Genomic DNA, 17109 nt, shown 5'->3' with positions numbered 1-17109 from the left:
CGATGAAGCGCAACGGGTCTTGTCACTGCGGCGCGGTGCAGTTCACTGCCAAATTCCCGGACGAGCGGCTGGTGCCTTCGCGCTGCAATTGCTCGATCTGTGCGATGAAGGGGTCGGCGGGCGTCTACGTGCCGCTGGAGGCGCTGGAGGTGACGCGCGGGAGGGACGAACTGGCCTGCTACAGCTTCAACACCGGCGCGGCGAAGCACCATTTCTGCCCGACCTGCGACATCCACCTGTTCCACCAGGCACGGTCCGACCCGGACAAGTATGCCATCAACGCCGCCACACTCGAGGGCGTGCATCCCTACGAGAGCTTTCCCGAGGTCCCGGTCTTCGACGGCCGCCGCCACGTGAACGACTACGGCGAGCGCAGGCTGGCTGGCTGCGGTTCGAGGCCACGCCGGGCAAGGTCTGGCCCGACGGGGTGATCTGAGACGCAAAAGGGCGGCCCCGCAGGACCGCCCTCTCTGGCAAGCTCGCGGCTCGGCGCGCGGCGCTTACTTCTTCTTGAGCGAGAGACCGCCGAAACGCTGGTTGAACTTGGCGACGCGGCCACCGTCCTGCAGACGCTGCGGACCGCCGGTCCAGGCCGGGTGGCTGGTGGGATCGATGTCGAGGTTCATGGTGTCCCCTTCCTTGCCCCAGGTGCTCCTGGTCTGGAATTCGGTACCATCCGTCATCTTGACGTTGATCATGTGGTAATCGGGATGCGTTTCGGCCTTCATGGCAAGTCTCCGTAGCCTCGGATCGGTTCCGACCGGTCCAGCTGTGGGTGGGAAAGGCGCGCCCTTAAACCGCCGGGGGCGGCTTGGCAAGGCCGCTCAGTTGCCGTCGCTGGTTCCCGCCATCGCCGCGCGAACCTGCGCCTCGATGGCCTCGCGCCGCGCGTCCTGCTGGGCGAGCGAGGGAACCTGCGCCCCGGTGCGGACCGCGTCGGGCAGAAGCGCCGTATCGTAAGGCTCCATCGTTACCGGTTCGCCCGGCCGGGTGCGGTACTGGGTCCCGTAGATTTGCTCGGCCCCGGTCGCCTGCAGATACCGGTCGAGCGCCGCGGCGGCGATCCATCGACCGTCCGTGTCGCCCAGCCCAACCGCGTGCGTGCCGAGCACGTGTGCGAGCAGGTAGTCCCTCGGCTCGCCGCCGTGCTGAAAGATAAAGGCGGCGGCGACGAAATCGGCTCCCGTCCGCAGTTCGCCCGCATCGAGCATCTCGCGGGTGCGGACCCGGCGGGCCTCGTCCTCGCGCCCCACGACGTCCCAGTCGATGGCCGTGCCGGTCCGGGCGGCCTGATCGGCGGCATAGATCGCTGCCATCTCGGGGTTGTCGGCGACCTGCGCCTCCTGCGCGGCGATAGCATCGACCTGTGCGTAGGCGGCGGGACTCGCCATCAGGCTCGCCGCAAGGCAGAGCGCCCGCAGCATCACGCCGGCGGGTCTGCCACCATTGCGGTGAAATCGACGTCGCAGGTCACCTTGCCGTCGACGCTCGCCTCACCGTGAAACTTGCAGATGCGGCTGCGCTGCTGGGTGAAGCTGACATCCAGCCTGAGCAGGCAGCCCGGCGTAACGGGAGCGCGGAACTTGGCATTCTCGATGGCCATGAAATAGACGAGCTTGCCGCTATCGGCGAGCTCCAGCGTCTCGATGCCGAGAATGCCCGCGGCCTGGGCCAGCGCCTCGATCTGCAACACGCCGGGCATGATCGGGCGGCCCGGGAAATGGCCTTGGAAAAATCCCTCGTTGAAGGTCACGGCCTTGATCGCGCCGATGCGCTCGCCCGTCACCAGCTCCTCGACTCGGTCAACGAGGAGCATGGGATAGCGGTGCGGCAGGGCCTTGAGGATGCGCGGAATGTCGTACGCGATGTCGCTCACTGCCCTGCCCCGTTCCGTCGGATCTGGTCTTAGCGGCCCGAAGCGGCGGGTGCCGCCTGCGGCTGCGCGCCGGCCTGCTGCTGCATGGCGGCCATGACCAGCAGCTGCTGGATCTGCTGGAACAGCTGCACGCCCGCCTCGCTCGGCTGGAAGTCGGCCGGCGGGGTGATCGCCACCGACGGCACGCGGGTGTTGAGCGCGGTGGTCACCAGCGGGGTGACGTTGGCCGCGTCGGGCGCATAGGCCAGCGCTTCCGGCTGGATCAGGAACTGGATGTTCCGGTCGGAGATGACCTGCTGCACAGCGGCCGAATACTGCTGTGCGATCTGCGTCACCACGTAAAGGCGGGCGATGTCGATCGGCTGCTGCAAGCTCTGCACTTCCTGGTCGATCGCTTGGATCTGGCGCACGGTGGCGTTGTTCGGGTCCTGCGCGGCGGCGCCCTCGGCATCGCTGATCTGGCCGTCGCCGTTGGTATCGAAGGCCTGGATCAGTTGCTGGCGCTGCTGCTGGCGCTGCTGGATGGTGGTGCGCTGCGCCTGGTACTGCGTGGCGATCTGCTGGTAGGCAGTCTGGAAAGCCTGCGAACCGGCGACGGCGCTCGGCAGGTCGACGGTGCCGATGCCGTTCACCTGCGCGGCGGCGGGCACGGCGACGGCGGTCGCGGCCAGTGCGCCCGCGGCGAAAACGGCCGCGAAGGCAGCCTTGGTCTTGATGGTCATCAGAATTGGGTTCCTACATTGAAGGAGAACAACTTCGTTTCGTCCCCGCGCTCCTTAAGGATGGCGTAGGCTAAATCGATCCTGAACGGACCGAATGGCGAATTCCAGTTCACGCCGATGCCCGCGGAAACGCGCGGGCTGGGCGAATCGCCAACAAATTCCTCCACGAACGGCGGGAGAGTCGTTCCGATCGGCGAATTGAGCGAGCCGTCGGGCGCGATCGGGCTGGCGACGACGGTGGTGCCGGTCACAGTGCCCGAGGCATCGCGCGTAACCTGCTGGAAAAGAGCATTGCCGCTGCCGTCGCGCTGGGGGATGAAAAGGCCGTCGGGCAGCGGGCTGGTGGTCAGCTGCGGCCGGGTGACGCTGAACAGCGAGCCGACATCGACGAAGACCGAAGGGCGCAGACCCAGGTTCGCCGCGCCCGAACCAAGCGGGATCTCGACCTCGGCGCGCGCGAGGTAGTAGGCGTTTCCGCCAAGCGCATCGTCCTGGTTGCGATCGTCGCCGAGCGGCAGCAGGTCGGCCTCGTCGAGCACGCCGTCGGCATTTTCGTCGACGTAGAAGCGGCGCACCACGCGCGGGCCCACGCCGCGGATGTCGAAACCGCGCATCTGCCCTTCGCCCAGGAAGAAGCGGTCGGTGAGCAGAACGTCGTCGTCGCCCCAGCCGTAGATGTAGCCGCCTTCCAGCGACAGCGAGCCGATGAAGCCGCTGCCAAGGTTCCAGAACCGCGCCGCGTTGATGCGCGCGCGGGCGTACTGCGTGTCGCCGCCCAGGCCCGCGAAATCGAGCGAGATCGAGGCACTGGTGCCGCTCGTCGGCCGAACGCGGCTGTTGAGCGTGTTGTAGCTGAACGAGGCACCGAGAATGGACTGCAACCGGTTGCCGATGGCATCGCAAAGGTAGCGACCGGCGATGAGTGGCTCGCACTGGGCCACGCCGTCGCCGTCGAAGTCGGCGAAGAAGCGCGTCTCGTCGACCGAGACCTCCTGATAGTTGAGCGTGTAGCGCCCGAGGAGGCTGACGTATTCCGACAGAGGCACGCCGACGCGGATGCCGCCGCCGGTCGTCGTCTGCTCGAACGTGGCGCTGTCTCGGTCGAAGTAGCCGTTGTTGTACTGTTGACGGTAGAGGTCAGCGCCCACGGCAATGTCGCGGTCGAACACCTTTGGTTCGGTGAAGCTGATGTTGGCGGACTGCGAATAGCGCGAGTAGTTGACCCCCAGGCCGATGGTCTGGCCGCGGCCGCGGAAGTTATTCTGCTGGATGGAGCCGTTGAAGATGAAGCTCTCCAGGCTGGAGAAGCCCGCCGAAAGCGACAGCTGGCCGGTCGGCTCTTCCTGCACGTTGGCCTGCAGGATGATGCGGTCGGGGGTGGAGCCCTCGACCTGCGTGACCTCGAAGTTCTCCTGGAAGTAGCCCAGCGAGTTGATGCGCGCCGTGGTGCGGGCTACCTGCAGGCTGGAGAAGGCGTCGCCTTCCGCGATGCGGAACTCGCGGCGGATGACCTTGTCCTGCGTCAGCGTGTTGCCGTTGACCTCGACCGCCTCGACATAGACGCGCGGCGCGTCGGAGATCGTGAAGGTCACGTCCATCGTGCGGTCTTCGGCATTGCGGACGATGCGCGGGCGCACGTCGGCAAAGGCATAGCCGTAGGCACCGGCGGTTTCGGTCAGGCCTTCCTCGATCTGATCGACCTTCTCGGAATCGTACCAGTCGCCGGTCGCGATGCTCAGCTGCTGGGTAAGGACGTCGCTGCGGAAGTCGCGCAGCTGGCTGACCACCTCGACATCGCCGAACCTGTAGCGCTCGCCCTCTTCAACCACGTAGGTGATGATGAAGTCGCGGCGGTCGGGCGTCAGCTCGGCCACGGCGGAGACAACGCGGAAATCAGCATAGCCCTGCGACAGGTAAAACTGGCGCAGCAACTGCTGGTCGTAGGCCATCCGGTCGGGGTCGTAGCTGGTGTTCGAACTGAAGAAGGACAGCAGGCTGTCCTCGCGCGTAAGCATCTCGCCCTGCAGCTGTCCGTCGGAGAACACCTCGTTGCCGATGATGTTGATCTGCCGGACCTTGGACTTGGGGCCCTCGGTGATTTCGAAGATCACGTCGACGCGGTTCTGGTCGAGCATGACCATCTGCGGCTCGACCGTGGCGGCGAAGCGGCCCTGCCGCTTGTACAGCTCGATGATGCGGGCGACATCGGCACGCACGCGGCTGCGGGTGAAGATCTGCCGGGGCCGCAGGTTGATTTCCTCGGACAGCTTCTCGTCGTCGACGCGCCGGTTGCCCTCGAGGATGATGCGGTTGATGATCGGGTTTTCCTCGACCGCGATCGTCATTGCGCCGGTCGCATCGTTGAAGTCGATGCGGAAGTCGGCAAACAGCTCGGTCGCGGCGAGGTCGGCCAGCGCCTGGTCGGCGGCGGCGGCGGTGTAAACCATGCCGGGGCGCAGCTGGATGTAGGAAACGATCGTTTCCGGCTCCAGCCGCTGCGCGCCGGAGACGGCGATGGTGCGGATGACCGTGCCCTGCTGCTGGGCCGCCGGCGCGGCTGCGGGAGCGGGCTGCTGGGCCGCAGGCGCGGCGTCCTGCGCCAGGGCGACGGTCGGCAGACCGGCGAGCATGGTGCAGCCGAGCAGGGCTGCGGCGTAATGCGATGCTGAAATCGTGCTGGCCCTGGAACCCATTATCCGTCCACTTCAAGGATCGTTTCCGATCCGGTTCGACAATCCCGTGCGCCGGCGTTGCAGGTGCCGCGCGGCAGGCGATGAACCCGTCTTTCGCCCCGTTTCCGGGAGCGCGAAATACGGCTATCGTTGCGGAGTGCGCCCTTGCCCGATGCCGCGGGGGCAATCAAGCGGCCACTTCCCGATATCGCCGGAATTCGCCCGCTCCCCTGCCCACTGGAACCATCATCACCTGGCCGCGCCGGGAATGCCCTTCTTCTGCCTGCCTAGCTGCCGAAGATCGGCAGCTTGGCGATGTCGATCAGCGTAACGAACACCATCATCGCCAGAACAACGGCGATGCCGGCGCGAAACGCAAGCTCCTGACTGCGGGGACTGGCTGGCCGACGGCGGATTGCCTCGACCGCGTAAAACGCCAGGTGACCACCGTCGAGGGCGGGAATTGGCAGGAGGTTAATGAATGCCAAGTTAATTGAGATGAGCGCCGCGAACCACACGAACTGGCTGAAACCGAGGCTCAGCTGCTCGCCCGAAAACTTGGCGATGGTGATGGGTCCGCCCAGCTCCTCCACCGACCTGCGGCCCGAGATGATCTGCCAGATCCCGGTCACCATCATGTCGACGATCTGGCCGGTCTGCACGAAGGCCAGCCCGGTCGCTTCGACCACGCCGACGGGGCGATAGGTCGGCGCGCCCGAACCGATGCCGATGCGCCCAACCTGGAAGGTGTTGCCGAAGCGGTCGACCTCCTCCAGCCGCGCAACGGTTACGGGCAGGGTCATCGTCTCGTCGCCGCGAAGGACGCGGAAATCCATGCGCTCGTCGGGATAGGGCGCAACCATGCCGCCGATCTCGGCGAAGTCCTCGACCGGCCTGCCGTCGATGGCAATCACCCGGTCCCCCAGCTGAAGCCCCGCCGAGGCGGCGGCACCGTCCTCGACCACCACCTCCACCACCGGCGGCGTCATGGCCTTGCCGTAGATGACGTTGAAGCTGGCAAGGATGGCGATGGCGACGAGGAAATTGATGATCGGCCCGGCGGCCACGATCAGCGCGCGCTTCCACAGGGCGGCGGACTGGAAGTGGTCGGCCCCTGCGGGCGCGTCCGGATCGGGCACACTGGCGGGGTTCATGTCGCCGCGGAACTGCACGTAGCCGCCGAAGGGCAGCATGGAGAGCTTCCAGCGGGTGCCGCGCCTGTCGGTGTATCCCGCGATCTCCTTGCCGAAGCCCACGGAGAAAGCATCCGCCCCCACGCCGAACCAGCGGCCCACGAGATAATGGCCGAGCTCGTGCAGCACGACCAGCGGCGCCAGCATCGCCAGGAAGCCGACGATGTACATCCAGAAGGGCAGGCTCTCGAATTCCAACTCAGGCAGGCTCCAGCATGGCTTCGGCCCGCGCCCGCGCCTCTGCATCGACGGCGAGAACCTCGTCGAGCGACCGGGGTGCGGCGGGCGCGTAGCTATCAAGGGTATGCGCGACAATTGCCGAAATTTGCGTGAACCTGATCTGACCGGCGAGGAAGGCCGCGACCGCCACCTCGTTCGCGGCGTTGAGCACGGCGGGCGCCCCGCCCCCGGCATGAGCCGCCTCGCGCGCCAGCTTCGTGGCGGGAAAGCGCTCTTCGTCGGGTGCGAAGAAGGTCAGCTCGCCGATGGCCGCCAGGTCGAGCGGCTTGCACGCGGTGTCCATGCGCGCGGGCCAGGCGAGCGTCGAGGCGATGGGCACGCGCATGTCGCTCGGGCCCAGCTGCGCGAGCGTCGAGCCGTCGCGGTATTCGACCATCGAGTGGATCACGCTCTGCGGATGGACGATAATCCTGAGGCGGTCGAGCCCGACCGGGAACAGGTGGTGCGCCTCGATGAATTCGAGGCCCTTGTTGAACATTGTGGCGGAATCGACGCTGATCTTGGCGCCCATGTCCCAGTTTGGGTGGGCGACGGCCTGCGCCGGGGTGACGGCTTCCAGTTCGGCGAGCAATTTCGTGCGCAGCGGGCCGCCGCTGGCGGTCAGCGTGATCCAGCGCACGTCGGCGAGGTCATCACCCTGGAGGCACTGAAAGATCGCGTTGTGCTCGCTGTCCACCGGCAGCAGCGTCGTGCCGTGCTCGGCAACCTTTGCGGTCATCACCTCGCCCGCGCTGACCAGCGCTTCCTTGTTGGCGAGCGCGACGGTGCGGCCCTGCTCGATGGCGGCCATCGTGGGCGCGAGGCCCGCGCAGCCGACGATGGCCGCGACGGTGATGTCGGCCGGGCGCGCTGCGGCTTCGCACAGGGCCTCGGCACCGCCCGCAGCTTCGACGCCGCTTCCGGCCAGATGCTGGCGCAATTCGGGCAGGCAGCTCTCGTCGCCGACCACGGCGATTTCCGCCCCGAACTCGCGCGCCAGCCGCGCCAGTTTCTCGGCAGAGCAGTTCGCGGTCAGCGCAACGACCTGCCATGCCCCCGGCTGCGAGCGCACGAGATCGAGCGTGGAATCGCCGATGGAGCCGGTCGCGCCGAGGAGGGAAATCCGCCGCATGGTCAGACCAGCGCCGCGCCGAGCCCGGCGATCGCGATGGAGACCGGCAGCAGCCCGTCCACCCGGTCGAACACGCCGCCGTGGCCGGGGATGAGGTTCGAGGAATCCTTCATGTGCGCCCGTCGCTTCAGCCAGCTTTCGAAAAAGTCGCCCATCTGCGCGATAATGGCGAGCCCGCCGCCCAACGCAAGCAGGGCAAGGACATTGGCCGCGCCGAGGTTCAATCCCAGCTCGAAGCGGGGGCCGAGCCACGCCGGGCCACGATCGATGGCGAGCACCCAGCCGATCACCCACAGCCCCGAGGCGACCATGCCCCCCGCCAGCCCCGCCCAGGTCTTGGACGGGCTGATGCGCGGGGCGATCTTGGGCCCGCCGATGGTGCGGCCGCTGAAATAGGCGCCGGTGTCGGTGAAGATCGTCACGCCGAGCGCGAGGATCAGCAGGAAATCGCCGAGCCCGATCAGCACCATCGCCGCCGTGCCGATATAGCCCGCGCCTGCGAGAAGGCCGAGCGCCCGGCCCAGCGGATTGCCCGTCGCCCGCCACACCAGCCGCGCGAATTCCGCGAAGCAGACGAGCGCGACGAGCGCGATGAACGCATCCCACACCACCCCGCCGATCCACAGCGCCGTGCCGGCTACGGCCAGCATGACGAGAGCGCTCGCGGCGCGCTTGGGCAGGTCGCTGGTGCGGACCCACAGCGGAACGGGCAGCGCCTTTTTCGCCAGCGCCTTGATCCTGTCACGCCGCCGCGGCTCCGGCAGCGCCGCGAACCCTTCGAGGTCGTCGAGATCGTCCGGTTCAGCGTCCGCCATAGCGCCGCTCCCTCGTGGCGAATTCCTCGCAGGCGGCGCGCAGCTCGTCCTCGCCGAAATCGGGCCACAGCGTGTCGGTGAAAAGCATCTCGGTATAGGCCGATTGCCACAGCAGGAAGTTGGACAGGCGGACTTCGCCGCTGGTGCGGATCAGCAGGTCGAGCGGCGGCAGGTCGGCGGTGAAGAGGTGGCGCTCGATGGCCTCGGGCGTGACCTCGCCCTCCTCCGCCGCCAGCCGCGCCGCGCGCGCGATCTCCTGCTGCGCGCCGTAGTTCAGCGCGACGGCCAGCGTACGCGTGCCGCCCGCCGTGCGTTCGAGCGCGGCGTCGAGCTTCTCGACGATGTCGGGGGCGAAGGCGCGGTAGTCGCCGATGATCTTCAGGCGGATACCTTCGGCCACGAAGGCCTCCAGCTCTCGCTCGATGAACCGGCGCATCAGGTTCATGAGGTCGGAGATCTCGCTCTCCTCGCGCTTCCAGTTCTCGGAACTGAAGGCGTAGAGCGTCAGGCATTCGAGCCCCAGCGCGCCCGCGGCCTCGACCGTGCGCTTGACCGCGTCGCCGCCCGCCTTGTGGCCGAGCGCACGCGGCAACCCGCGCCGCTTCGCCCAGCGTCCGTTGCCGTCCATGATGATGGCGACGTGACGGGGAAAATCAGGGCGGGGGTAGCTCGCGTGGGGCAAGGCAGAGACCGGTGCGACGCTTACTGCGTCAGGATTTCCTGGACCTTCTTCTCCACCGCCGTGTCGGTATCGGCAACGTGGCGGTCGGTCAGCTTCTGCACCTCGTCCTCCAGCCGCTTGCGGTCGTCCTCGGAGATTTCCTTCTTCTTCTCGTCTTCCTTCAGCGCGTCGTTCGCATCGCGGCGCACGTTGCGGATGGCGACCTTGGCCTTCTCGCCGTAGTCGCCGGCGAGCTTGGCGAGTTCCTTGCGGCGCTCCTCGTTGAGATCCGGCAGAGGCAGGCGGATGGTCTGCCCGTCGCTCATCGGGTTGAGGCCGAGGTTGGCCTTCGAGATACCCTTCTCCACCGCGCTGACATTGGCCTTGTCCCACACCTGCACGGCGAGCATGCGCGGCTCGGGCGCGGAGACGGTGGCGACCTGGGTGATCGGCATCATCGAACCGTAGACTTCGACCACCACGGGATCGAGCAGCGCGGTATTGGCGCGGCCCGTGCGCAGGCCCCCGAGGTCGCTTTTGAGGCTCTCGACCGCTCCGGTCATGCGCCGTTCCACGTCGGCCTTTTCATACTTGGGCATGGCTCAATCCTTCTGCACGATGGTCTGGGTCCCCTCGCCCGCCAGCACGCGGGCCACGTTGCCGCGTTCGCGGATGGAGAAGACCACGATGGGAATGTCGTTGTCGCGGCACAGGGCCACGGCGGAGGCGTCCATCACCTTCAGGTTCTCCGCGAGCACCTGGTCGTAAGTGACGGAATCGTAACGCACGGCGGCCGGGTTCTTCTTCGGGTCGCTGTCGTAGACCCCGTCGACGCTGGTGCCCTTGAGCAGCGCATCGCACCGCATTTCGGCAGCGCGCAGGGCTGCGCCGCTGTCGGTGGTGAAATAGGGCGCGCCCACGCCGGCTGCAAAGATCACGATGCGGCCCTTCTGCAGGTGCCGCTCCGCCCGGCGACGGATGACGGGTTCGCACACCTGGTCCATCTGGATGGCGCTCTGCACGCGGGTATCGACGCCCAGCTGCTCGAGCGCGCTCTGCATGGCGAGCGCGTTCATCACGGTCGCCAGCATGCCCATGTAGTCCGCCTGCCCGCGGTCCATTCCCTGCGCCGCGCCGGCCATGCCGCGAAAGATGTTGCCGCCGCCGATGACGAGGCAAATCTCGAGGCCCGTCTCCTTGGCCGCCTTTACCTCTTCGGCGAGGCGCAGGACATAGGCCGGATCGATGCCGAACTCCTGCTCGCCCATTAGCACCTCGCCCGACAGCTTCAGCAGGATGCGCTTGGCTTGGCTAAGGGGCATGGGTGGCGGGTGTCCTCTCGCGCGCCGCCATGGGGGCGGCCGTTCGCCCGGGGCTGTAGAGACAGCGGCGCGCGCTGCCAAGTGTTCCCCCGCGCTTTTCGCCGCCACGCTTGCCCTTGGGCAGGGCATACCCATTGCGGCCAGATCGCCTACCCCCGGTGCGGCGCCCGCGCACATGTCGCGCTACGGCGACCGCTTCGCTTGCGGGGTGACGGTGGAGGGCGCGCAGACCGTGATCGTGGGTGCGGGGCTTGGCACCAGCGTGCTGCCCATGCGTCTGTTCACTCACCCCGAGATCTGGCTGGTCGAATTGGGCCGGCAATGAAAAAGGCCGCCGGGGCGCGAACCCTGGCGGCCTTTTCGAAACGTGGCGAAAGGGCTCAGCCCTTGACCGCGGCGGCGACCTCGGCGGCGAAGTCGCTCTCTTCCTTCTCGATGCCCTCGCCGAGCTGGAAGCGGACGTAGTCCTTTAGCACGATCGGCTTGCCCGCATCCTTGGCGGCGGCGGCGACGACGTCGGAGATGGCGGTCTTGTTGTCCATCACGAAGACCTGGCTCAGCAGAGCGTTTTCCTTGGCGAACTTCTTGATCGCGCCGTCGACCATCTTGGCCTGCACGTCTTCGGGCTTGCCGCTCTCGGCAGCCTTTTCCGCGGCGATCTTGCGCTCGCGCTCGATCACCTCGGCGTCGAGATCCTCGGCGGTCAGCGCCTGCGGGAAGGCCGCGGCGATGTGCATGGCGAGCTGCTTGCCCAGCGCCTCGAGCGCGCCGGCATCGGCCTCGCTCTCGAGCGCGACGAGCACGCCGATCTTGCCCAGGTTCGCGGCGGCGGCGTTGTGCATGTAGGGCACGATCACGCCGTTTTCGACGCTGACGTGCTTCAGGCGGCGGACCTGCTGGTTCTCGCCGATGGTGGCGACGTTGTCGGTCAGCTTGTCGGACACGGTACCGCCGTCGGGATAGGCGGCGGCCTTCAGCGCATCGACATCGGCAGCCGAGCTATCGAGCGCGACCTGCGTGGTCTTGCGCACGAAATCCTGGAACTGGTCATTCTTGGCGACGAAGTCGGTTTCCGAGTTGACCTCGACGGCCACGCCCTTCGTGCCCTCGACGGCCACGCCGACGAGACCTTCCGCGGCGGTGCGGCTGGACTTCTTCTGCGCGGTGGCGAGGCCCTTGGCGCGCAGCGCGTCGACAGCGGCCTCGATGTCGCCGTTCGCTTCTTCCAGGGCCTTCTTGGCGTCCATCATGCCCGCGCCGGTCTTCTCGCGCAGGGCCTTCACGTCGGAGGCGGTAAAAGCAGCCATTGTCTTGTCCTTCTCAATAATCATGCGGCGCCGGTCCGCGATGGGACCGGCGCCTTGATGGGTATTCGTGACACGCGGGCGACATTTGGGCCCGCGTGCGGGGAAAGCGATCAGGCCTCGGCCGGAGCTTCCTCGGCAGCCGGAGCGGCTTCCTCGGCACTCGCTTCCGCCGGCGGGGCGTCCATGGCGCCGATGTCGGCACCCGAATCGACAACGCCCTCACCACGGCCCTTGGTGGCCGCCTGGGCCACGGCGTCGCAGTAGAGGCGGATGGCGCGGCTGGCATCGTCGTTGCCGGGGATCGGGAAGGCGATGCCTTCCGGATCGACGTTGGTGTCGAGCACCGCGACCACGGGAATGCCGAGCACGCCGGCTTCCTTGATCGCCAGATCTTCCTTGTTCGCGTCGATCACGAACATCACGTCCGGAACGCCGCCCATGTCGCGGATGCCGCCGAGCGAGAGTTCGAGCTTTTCCTTCTTGCGGGTGAGGTTCAGCCGTTCCTTCTTGGTCAGGCCGGCGGCCTCGCCCGAAAGCTGCTCCTCGAGCGCCTTGAGGTGCTTGATGCGCTCCGAGATGGTCTTCCAGTTGGTGAGCATGCCGCCCAGCCAGCGATGGTTGACGTAGTGCTGGCCGCAGGCGCGCGCGGCCTGGGCAATGGGCTCCTGCGCCTGGCGCTTGGTGCCGACGAACAGCACCTTGCCGCCCGCACGCACGGTCTGCTGCACGAAGTCGAGCGCACGCGCCATCAGCGGCACGGTCTGCGACAGGTCAATGATGTGAACACCGTTGCGCGCGCCGAAGATGTACGGCTTCATCCGCGGGTTCCAGCGGTGGGTCTGGTGGCCGAAGTGAACGCCGGCCTCGATCAATTGCTGCATGGTGACGGTAGGAGCCGCCATAATAAAATTCCTTCCGGTTATGCCTCTGGATGGCGGGGAACCGGCCGCGGGATGACCCGCAGGCGGCACCGGTATGTATGCCATCCATGTGAATTTGCCGGTGGTTGCGACCCGGCACCTTCGCGCATGGGTCTTCCGGCGGACGCGCCCTTAGCCGAGACCGGGCGCCGTTACCAGCCGGAAATTGCGCAAATTGTCGACGAACCGCGTGAAAATACCGATGAACCGAGTATTTCCCCGTATTCTTGCCCCTTCGCTGCATCCCGCCGGCTCGCCAGACGAGAACACAAACGGAACAAAGCGCTTGACGCATCGGAACATAGGTGGAACAAGGCTGCCAGAAACGGCGGAAACGGGAACCTTTCGCCGCTATGTGAGCATTTCCTCATAGGCGTTCGCGCCTTGCACAAGGACCACGACGATGACGGCTATCGCGATCTCCCTGTTCTTCGGCCTTGTCGCCGCGATTGCGCTTTATTCGTGCTACGTCTCGCTGCGCACCGGGGCGCGCCAGTTCCGCGCCATCCGCGCCGAGCTCAACGCCGGTCGTCCCGCCCGCCGGAAAGCGAGCGTTCGAGTTCGTCGACCCCGAGAGGCTCTCGCGCGGGCTGCGGCGTAAGCGCAGCCCTGCGCTCGCGCTTCACCTTGCCGTACCGCGCGATCGTCCAGCCGATCAGCACGAGGTAGATCACTCCGATCAAGACCAGCGTCCACCACGTTTCCATCAGCAAGCCGCCCACCAGCAGGCCTGCCACGGCGATGAAGGCCAGCTTGAGATCGCGCGACGGGCTGAGCGATTTCCAGCTGGGTGTGGCGAGGTTGGACACCATCAGGATTGCCACGATCACGAGCCATGGCCCCACCAGCAGCGGATCGCGGAACAGCGGCTCTCCCGTCGCCAGCCAGAGATAGATCGGCATGAAAGCGAATCCCGCCCCCATCGGTGCGGGTACGCCTGTCAGGAAGCCCGCTAGCTTGTGCGGCTGGTCCTCCACGTCGATGCGCGCGTTGAAGCGGGCGAGCCGCAGTGCGCAGCAAATCGCATAGGCCAGCGCCGCCAGCCAGCCGAAGCGCGGCACGGCGACCAGCGACCACAGGTACAGCACCAGCGCCGGGGCAATGCCGAAGCTGGCCGAATCGGAAAGGCTGTCGAGCTCGGCCCCGAAGCGCGACTGCGCTTTCAGCAGGCGTGCCACGCGACCGTCCATCGCATCGAGGATGCCCGCCACGATCATGGCGAACACCGCCTTGTCCCATTGTTCGCCGATGGCGAAGAGGATGCTGGTCAGGCCGGAACACAGCGCGGCCGCGGTGATCGCGTTGGGCACCACGGCGCGCATCGCCAGCCCGCGCCCGCCGCCCGAACGGGTGACGTGTTCGTGCTCGCTCGCCTTGGGGCCAAGCCAGGCCGGTCCCGCGCCCAGCCCCTCACCCTCGTCATCCAGCTCGTCGCCAAGTTCGTCGTCGTAGGACCTGCCCATGTCGTTATCGCCCGCAATCACTGGTTGACCCCTTCTAGCAGTTGCCGCGTGCCGAGCTCGGCAAGGACGGTTTCCCCGGCGATCACGCGCTGGCCCAGTAGCACTCTCGCATCGGTATCGGCGGGCAGGTAGACGTCCACCCGGCTGCCAAAGCGGATAAGGCCCACGCGCTGCCCGGCGGCGAGAATGTCGCCCGGCTTGACGAACGGCACGATGCGCCGCGCCACCAGTCCGGCGATCTGGGTGAAGCCCAGCCGCTTGCCGTCGGCGCGCTCGATCAGGATGTGCTGGCGCTCGTTATCCTCGCTCGCCTTGTCGAGATCGGCGTTCATGAAGGCGCCGGGAATGTAGACGACGCGCCGCACGGTGCCGGCGATCGGGGCGCGGTTGATGTGCACGTCGAATACCGACATGAAGATGGATATGCGGGTGACGGGATCGCTGCCCAGGCCCTGCCCGCCATCGCCGTCGCTGCCCTGCAGTTCGGCGGGCGGAGGCACCTGCGCAATCAGCGAGACCTGCCCGTCCGCCGGGGACACAATCGTGTTCTCGCCTTGCGGGACCACGCGCTCGGGATCGCGGAAGAACGCGAATACGCCCAGCGACAGCAGCAGCAGCGGCCAGCCGACGAGCTCCCAGTCGAGCAACAGCAGGAACACCAGCGCGACGGCGACGGCAATCAGACCGAACTTGCGCCCTTCGGGATGGATCGGGGGAAAGCGCCACTCGGCATCCCCGCGACCGCGGTTGTCTCTCAATTCACCAGCCATTGCCTTCTCCTAGGCGCGGATCCGACGTGTCACAAGCTGCGACATGGCCGCCTCTTGTCGCCGCCGCGAACGGGCGTAAGGTTGCCCGCATGAACGACACCGTCCCCCACCCAGCCCCGCCCGCGCACACCCATTGCACGCCCGAAGAGTACGCGGCGATGTATCGCCGATCGCTGGCGGACCCGGACGGTTTCTGGCTGGAGCAGGCAAAGCGCCTCGACTGGATGCGGGCGCCCACGCGGGGCGGCGAATGGTCGTTCGAGCCCCCGCAGATCGCGTGGTTCGCCGACGGCTCGCTTAACATGTGCCATAACGCGGTCGACCGCCATCTCGCCGCGCACGGGGACGAGACGGCCTTCATCTTCGAACCCGACGATCCCGCCGCGCCCGGCAGTACGCTTACCTACCGCGAACTCCATGCCGAGGTGGTGCGGATGGCCAATGCGCTGAAGGCTCTGGGCGTGCGCAAGGGCGACCGGGTCACCATCTACATGCCGATGATCACTTTGGGCGCGGTCGCCATGCTCGCCTGCGCACGCCTCGGCGCGGTGCACTCGGTGGTTTTCGGCGGGTTCAGCCCGGAAAGCATCGCCGGGCGCATCCAGGATTGCGAGAGCCGCTTCGTCGTTACCGCCGACGAGGGGCTGCGCGCGGGCAAGACCATTCCGCTGAAGGCCAACGTCGATGCCGCGCTCGACCTGCCCGGCGTAGCGGTGGAAGGCGTGCTTGTCATTGCGCACACCGGCAAGGCCGTGCCGATGAAGGAGGGCCGCGACCACCGGTACGCCGACCTCGTCAGCGATGCCGATTGCCCGTGCGAGGAGATGGCGGCGGAGGATCCGCTGTTCATCCTCTACACCAGCGGCAGCACGGGCAAGCCCAAGGGCGTGCTGCACACCACCGGCGGCTATGCCGTCTGGGCGGCGACGACCTTCCGCCATACCTTCGACTACCAGCCGGGCGAGGTCTTCTGGTGCAGCGCCGACATCGGCTGGGTCACCGGCCACACCTACGTCACCTACGGCCCACTGCTGAACGGCGGCACGAGCCTGATCTTCGAAGGCGTGCCCAATTATCCCGATCACGGCCGATTCTGGCAGGTGATCGCCAAGCACCGAGTGAACATCTTCTACACCGCGCCTACCGCCATCCGCGCGTTGATGCGCGAGGGCAACGGCTGGGTCGCCGCGCACGACCGATCCAGCCTGCGCCTGCTCGGCACCGTGGGCGAGCCGATCAACCCTGAAGCCTGGCGCTGGTATCACGATGTCGTGGGCGAAGGCCGCTGCCCGGTGGTCGACACATGGTGGCAGACGGAGACTGGCGGCCACATGATCACCACCCTGCCCTACGCCCACGACATGAAGCCCGGCAGCGCAGGCCTGCCCTTCTTCGGCGTGCAGCCCGTGCTGGTCGATGCAGAAGGACAGCCCGTCGGGGGAGAGGGCGTCATCGAAGGCAACCTGTGCATCGCGGCCAGCTGGCCGGGGCAGGCGCGCACCGTCTATGGCGACCACGCGCGCTTCACCGAGGCCTATTTCAGCACCTTTCCCGGCAAATACTTCACCGGCGACGGCGCGCGGCGCGATGCCGACGGATACTGGTGGATCACCGGCCGGGTGGACGACGTCATCAACGTCTCCGGTCACCGCATGGGCACCGCCGAGGTCGAGAGCGCGCTGGTCCTGCATCCCTGTGTCGCGGAGGCCGCCGTCGTCGGCTACCCGCACGACATCAAGGGCCAAGGCATCTACTGCTACGTCACGCTGATGGAAGGGGTCGAGGCGTCCGACGCGCTCGCCACGGAACTGCGCCAGTGGGTGCGCAAGGAAATCGGCCCCATCGCCACGCCCGACCACCTGCACTTCACCGACGGCCTGCCCAAGACCCGCAGCGGCAAGATCATGCGCCGCATCCTCAGGAAGATCGCCGAGAACGACTACGGCGCGCTTGGAGATACCTCGACTTTGGCCGATCCCTCGCTGGTCGATCGCCTGGTGGAGGGTCGGCAGAACCGGGGGTGATGCGAGAAAAGCC

Annotated in this window: 18 protein-coding genes; 3 read left to right on the top strand and 15 right to left on the bottom strand. The window is 67.0% G+C overall.

Annotated elements, in window-relative coordinates; all coding sequences use genetic code 11:
- Positions 1-2 precede the first annotated feature (2 nt).
- Positions 3-431, top strand: a complete 429-nt coding sequence (locus tag AAW00_RS02330; protein WP_047002710.1) for a GFA family protein — start codon at positions 3-5, stop codon at positions 429-431.
- Positions 432-500: 69 nt separating this feature from the next.
- Here the strand turns inward: AAW00_RS02330 and rpmE are convergent, their stop codons facing one another.
- The 11 genes from rpmE to pyrH all read right to left on the bottom strand — a co-directional run bounded on the left by rpmE (position 501) and on the right by pyrH (position 10612).
- On the bottom strand, positions 501-728 hold the full coding sequence (rpmE, locus tag AAW00_RS02325) for a 50S ribosomal protein L31 (RefSeq protein WP_047002709.1): 228 nt from the start codon (positions 726-728) through the stop codon (positions 501-503).
- A gap of 96 nt (positions 729-824) precedes the next feature.
- Complete coding sequence (locus AAW00_RS02320) at positions 825-1391, bottom strand: hypothetical protein (protein ID WP_047003469.1); 567 nt, start codon at positions 1389-1391, stop codon at positions 825-827.
- 32 nt (positions 1392-1423) lie between these two features.
- A complete protein-coding gene (fabZ, locus tag AAW00_RS02315; protein ID WP_082124885.1) occupies positions 1424-1876 on the bottom strand; it encodes a 3-hydroxyacyl-ACP dehydratase FabZ in 453 nt (150 codons plus the stop codon).
- A 29-nt stretch (positions 1877-1905) separates the two neighbouring features.
- Entirely contained in the window at positions 1906-2598 is a 693-nt protein-coding gene (locus tag AAW00_RS02310; RefSeq protein WP_047002708.1) for an OmpH family outer membrane protein, read from the bottom strand.
- The gene (bamA, locus tag AAW00_RS02305) at positions 2598-5291 is read right to left on the bottom strand and encodes an outer membrane protein assembly factor BamA (protein ID WP_047002707.1); all 2694 of its coding nucleotides are present in this window, start codon (positions 5289-5291) and stop codon (positions 2598-2600) included. Before bamA ends, AAW00_RS02310 begins: the two co-directional genes overlap by 1 nt.
- A 266-nt stretch (positions 5292-5557) precedes the next feature.
- Positions 5558-6661: an RIP metalloprotease RseP gene (rseP, locus tag AAW00_RS02300; protein ID WP_338151453.1), complete on the bottom strand. Its 1104-nt coding sequence runs from the start codon at positions 6659-6661 to the stop codon at positions 5558-5560.
- Position 6662: 1 nt separating this feature from the next.
- A complete protein-coding gene (locus AAW00_RS02295; protein WP_047002706.1) occupies positions 6663-7814 on the bottom strand; it encodes a 1-deoxy-D-xylulose-5-phosphate reductoisomerase in 1152 nt (383 codons plus the stop codon).
- Positions 7815-7816: 2 nt separating this feature from the next.
- Positions 7817-8629 (bottom strand): phosphatidate cytidylyltransferase, encoded by an 813-nt coding sequence (locus tag AAW00_RS02290; RefSeq protein ID WP_082124884.1) that lies wholly within the window; start codon positions 8627-8629, stop codon positions 7817-7819.
- A complete protein-coding gene (gene uppS / locus AAW00_RS02285; RefSeq protein ID WP_047002705.1) occupies positions 8616-9257 on the bottom strand; it encodes a polyprenyl diphosphate synthase in 642 nt (213 codons plus the stop codon). Before uppS ends, AAW00_RS02290 begins: the two co-directional genes overlap by 14 nt.
- A gap of 74 nt (positions 9258-9331) precedes the next feature.
- A complete protein-coding gene (gene frr / locus AAW00_RS02280; RefSeq protein WP_047002704.1) occupies positions 9332-9889 on the bottom strand; it encodes a ribosome recycling factor in 558 nt (185 codons plus the stop codon).
- 3 nt (positions 9890-9892) lie between these two features.
- Entirely contained in the window at positions 9893-10612 is a 720-nt protein-coding gene (gene pyrH, locus AAW00_RS02275) for a UMP kinase (RefSeq protein ID WP_047002703.1), read from the bottom strand.
- 175 nt (positions 10613-10787) lie between these two features.
- Here pyrH and AAW00_RS14835 point away from each other — a divergent pair, with 175 nt between their 5' ends.
- Positions 10788-10937, top strand: coding sequence for a hypothetical protein (locus tag AAW00_RS14835; protein ID WP_156169897.1), 150 nt, complete (start codon positions 10788-10790; stop codon positions 10935-10937).
- Positions 10938-10992: 55 nt separating this feature from the next.
- Here the strand turns inward: AAW00_RS14835 and tsf are convergent, their stop codons facing one another.
- The 4 genes from tsf to AAW00_RS02255 form a co-directional block, all read right to left on the bottom strand.
- Positions 10993-11919, bottom strand: a complete 927-nt coding sequence (gene tsf / locus AAW00_RS02270; RefSeq protein WP_047003465.1) for a translation elongation factor Ts — start codon at positions 11917-11919, stop codon at positions 10993-10995.
- Between the two features lie 110 nt (positions 11920-12029).
- Entirely contained in the window at positions 12030-12821 is a 792-nt protein-coding gene (gene rpsB, locus AAW00_RS02265) for a 30S ribosomal protein S2 (RefSeq protein ID WP_047002702.1), read from the bottom strand.
- 536 nt (positions 12822-13357) lie between these two features.
- Complete coding sequence (locus tag AAW00_RS02260; RefSeq protein ID WP_420911611.1) at positions 13358-14323, bottom strand: CDP-alcohol phosphatidyltransferase family protein; 966 nt, start codon at positions 14321-14323, stop codon at positions 13358-13360.
- A complete protein-coding gene (locus tag AAW00_RS02255; protein WP_047002701.1) occupies positions 14320-15072 on the bottom strand; it encodes a phosphatidylserine decarboxylase in 753 nt (250 codons plus the stop codon). Before AAW00_RS02255 ends, AAW00_RS02260 begins: the two co-directional genes overlap by 4 nt.
- 89 nt (positions 15073-15161) lie before the next feature.
- Here AAW00_RS02255 and acs point away from each other — a divergent pair, with 89 nt between their 5' ends.
- Positions 15162-17096: an acetate--CoA ligase gene (acs, locus tag AAW00_RS02250; protein ID WP_047002700.1), complete on the top strand. Its 1935-nt coding sequence runs from the start codon at positions 15162-15164 to the stop codon at positions 17094-17096.
- The last annotated feature ends 13 nt before the right edge of the window (positions 17097-17109 follow it).

Source organism: Aurantiacibacter luteus (genome assembly GCF_001010945.1).
Classification (GTDB): Bacteria; Pseudomonadota; Alphaproteobacteria; order Sphingomonadales; family Sphingomonadaceae; genus Alteraurantiacibacter; species Alteraurantiacibacter luteus.
The sequence above is the reverse complement of the archived record's forward strand: the minus strand, read 5'-3'. Positions and strand labels throughout refer to the sequence as shown.